This is a genomic window from Methylobacterium sp. WL103 (assembly GCF_008039885.1).
In the GTDB taxonomy this organism is placed as follows: Bacteria; Pseudomonadota; Alphaproteobacteria; order Rhizobiales; family Beijerinckiaceae; genus Methylobacterium; species Methylobacterium cerastii.
On the sequence record NZ_VRUX01000545.1, the window covers coordinates 1 to 2828 of the forward strand.

Below are 2828 nucleotides of genomic sequence, written 5' to 3' on the forward strand. Positions count from 1 at the left end.
GGACGGGTAGGGGGCTGCGCCAGACAGCCCAAACCCCGTCATTCCGGGGCGCCGAGGGCGAGCCCGGAATCCAGACGCGCCGCGCGGGCTCGAAGGGCCGGGACGCTCCACCTCGGAGCCCGCGGCGGCTCTGGATTCCGGGCTCTGCTGCGCAGCCCCGGAATGACGGAGCGGTTTTTCAGGACGCTGTGTTCGGATGCCCTGGACGGGCCAAGACGCTCAGTCGAACAGGCTCGACACACTGGCTTCCGTCGCCGTCCGGCCGATGGCCTCGCCCAAGAGCGGGGCGATGGTCGCCACGCGGATGTTGCGGGCGAGCTTGACGGCCTGGGTCGGCTGGATCGAGTCGGTGATCACCAGCTCCTTCATCCGCGAGGCGGCGATGCGCGAGACCGCGCCGCCCGAGAGCACCCCGTGGGTGATGTAGGCCGAGACCTCCTTGGCGCCGGCATTGAGCAGGGCCTCGGCCGCGTTGACCAGGGTGCCGCCGGAATCGACGATGTCGTCGACGAGGATGCAGGAGCGGCCTTCCACGTCGCCGATGATGTTCATCACCTCGGATTCGCCGGCGCGCTCGCGGCGCTTGTCGACGATGGCCAGCGACGCGTCGATGCGCTTGGCGACCGCACGCGCGCGCACCACGCCGCCGACGTCGGGCGAGACCACCATGCGGTCGGTGGAGGTCAGCCGCTCCTTGATGTCGCGCACCATCACGGGCGCGGCGAACAGGTTGTCGGTGGGGATGTCGAAGAAGCCCTGGATCTGGCCGGCATGGAGGTCCAGCGTCAGCACGCGGTCGGCGCCGGCCTCGGTGATGAGGTTGCAGACGAGCTTGGCCGAGATCGGGGTGCGGCCCGAGGTGCGCCGGTCCTGCCGGGCGTAGCCGAAATACGGGATCACCGCCGTGATGCGCCGCGCCGAGGACCGACGCGCGGCGTCGATCATGATCAGCAGCTCCATCAGGTGGTCGTTGGCCGGATACGAGGTCGACTGGACGATGAACACGTCCTCGCCGCGCACGTTCTCCTGGATCTCGACGAAGATCTCCATGTCGGCGAAGCGCCGGACCATGCACTTGGCGAGCGGCAGTTCGAGGTAGCCGGCGATGTCCTCCGCCAAGGGCCGGCTGGCATTGCCGGCGATGATCTTGATCGAAGACTTCATGCCTGCGGGCTCAACATCTGGGGTCTCGGGCCGAGACACGTCCTGAAGACTGGAACGGCCGGCCGATCGACAGGCCCGCCGGCATCCGCGTCGGTCGGGCTCTTACCAGTGCGGTCGAACCGTCACAATGGCCGGGCCCGCCCGCTGCACAGCCCCCTGCACAGGCGTACGCCTACGGCTCGAGCAGGCGGTGGAGGTGGACGACGAAGTAGCGGGTCTGCGCGCTGTCGACCGTGGCCTGGGCCTTGGCGCGCCACGCGACCTTGGCCGAGGCGTAGTCGGGGAAGATGCCGACGATGTCGAGGCCGGCCAGATCCTTGAACCGGAGCCCGTCGATGTCCTCCAGCTCGCCGCCGAAGACGAGGTGCAGCAGCTGGTCGCTGGCGGTCGTGGTGGTCACGGGTCTCTCCTGGTCGCGGCACGCCGCCCCACAGGCAGGACGCGTGCCGCAGGACGCGGCATCGCCAACCCCGCGGCCGCCGTCAAGCCCGCGCGGCCCCGGCCCTCAATGCAGCGCGGTCGGCGGCACGGCCGCGCGCTCGGCCCGGGCGATCTCGCGGCCGATCTGAAGCAGCAGGCGCTCGGTCATCCCGCGAAGCGCTTCGGATCCGCTCTCGCCGACAACCCCGTGCAACGCGATGCAGAGGTCGGCGGCACGCACCAGCGGCGCCTCCGGCTCGCCGATCGACGGGGTCGCGACGTAGCCGGCGTCCATGGTCCGGACCTCGGTGATGTCGATCAGGATGCCGGTGCTGCGCACGGGGCGCCCGCGCGGATCGTGGAAGATCCGGCCGCGGCACAGGAGCCAGCGCGTCTGCCCGGAGAGCATCCCGGCCCGGTACTCCGCCAGCATCAGGCCGCCGGCCTGCATGGCGCGCTCCACCTCCTGCGTCATCCAGGGGACGTCGTCGGGATGGATGCCGGCCACGGCGTCGGCGAACTCGAGGTCGCGGCCGGCCAGCGCGGCGTCCCCCGCCAGCAGCTCGGCGGCGCCGGGATCGTAGCGCACGCGCTGCGAGACCGGGTTCCAGTCCCAGGTGCCGACGACGCCCGACGCCTGGAGGGCGGCGTGCAGGTCCCCCACCGCCTGCCCTCGATCGTCGATGCCGTCGAACTTCATCGGCCTACCAGTATGCTTCCCGCTCTTCAGAAACCTTGAGCAACAATTTGTATACGAGTCCAACTCAAACGATACAACCGATCGCGCAAGTCTTGCGGTTCGGATCGGTCTACCGCCGTGCTACGACCCGCCGGCCGTAGAACCCGCGGACGGTCCATGTCTCAGCACGACGACCTCGCCTGGAGAGCGGAGGCGGCCTGCCTGGTCGCATGCCCGGCGTCACGTCAACACCTCCTGGACGGGTGGCTGCTGCGCGCCTCGGGCGGGCCGACCCGGCGGACGAACTCGCTCAACCCGACCCCCGGACCGCGCGGCCCGGCCGACGCGGCGATCGCGGCCTGCGAGCGTGCGTACGCGGCGCTCGGCCAGCCGGCGATCGTCCGCGTGGTGAGCCTCGCCCCGGAGCTCGACGAACCCCTGGCGGCACGCGGCTACGGCGTGGAGGGCCACGCGTCGACCCTGTTCGCCGCCCTCGACGGGATGCCGGACGGGCTCGACTCAGGCGTGCGGCTGATGCCGGCGCCCGACGCCGGCTGGCTCGCGC

The 2828-nt window shown here is 70.9% G+C and carries 3 protein-coding genes and 1 pseudogene; 1 reads left to right on the forward strand and 3 read right to left on the reverse strand.

Annotated elements, in window-relative coordinates:
* Nucleotides 1-219: 219 nt before the first annotated feature.
* The 3 genes from FV222_RS22065 to FV222_RS22075 all read right to left on the reverse strand — a co-directional run bounded on the left by FV222_RS22065 (nt 220) and on the right by FV222_RS22075 (nt 2284).
* Nucleotides 220-1164 carry a ribose-phosphate pyrophosphokinase gene (locus tag FV222_RS22065; protein WP_147754674.1) on the reverse strand — a complete coding sequence of 315 codons (945 nt, stop codon included), beginning with the start codon at nt 1162-1164 and terminating at the stop codon, nt 220-222.
* A 172-nt stretch (nt 1165-1336) separates the two neighbouring features.
* A complete protein-coding gene (locus FV222_RS22070) occupies nt 1337-1564 on the reverse strand; it encodes a DUF4170 domain-containing protein (RefSeq protein WP_147815645.1) in 228 nt (75 codons plus the stop codon).
* A 105-nt stretch (nt 1565-1669) separates the two neighbouring features.
* The gene (locus FV222_RS22075; RefSeq protein WP_147815646.1) at nt 1670-2284 is read right to left on the reverse strand and encodes a PAS domain-containing protein; all 615 of its coding nucleotides are present in this window, start codon (nt 2282-2284) and stop codon (nt 1670-1672) included.
* A 156-nt stretch (nt 2285-2440) separates the two neighbouring features.
* Here FV222_RS22075 and FV222_RS22080 point away from each other — a divergent pair.
* Nucleotides 2441-2828: pseudogene (locus tag FV222_RS22080) on the forward strand (GNAT family N-acetyltransferase); the annotation flags it as partial.

Excerpts from the sequence above, each read along its gene's own strand:
- FV222_RS22065 (WP_147754674.1), bottom strand. The coding sequence starts at position 1,164 with ATGAAGTCTTCGATCAAGATCATCGCCGGCAATGCCAGCCGGCCCTTG.
- FV222_RS22075 (WP_147815646.1), bottom strand. The coding sequence starts at position 2,284 with ATGAAGTTCGACGGCATCGACGATCGAGGGCAGGCGGTGGGGGACCTG.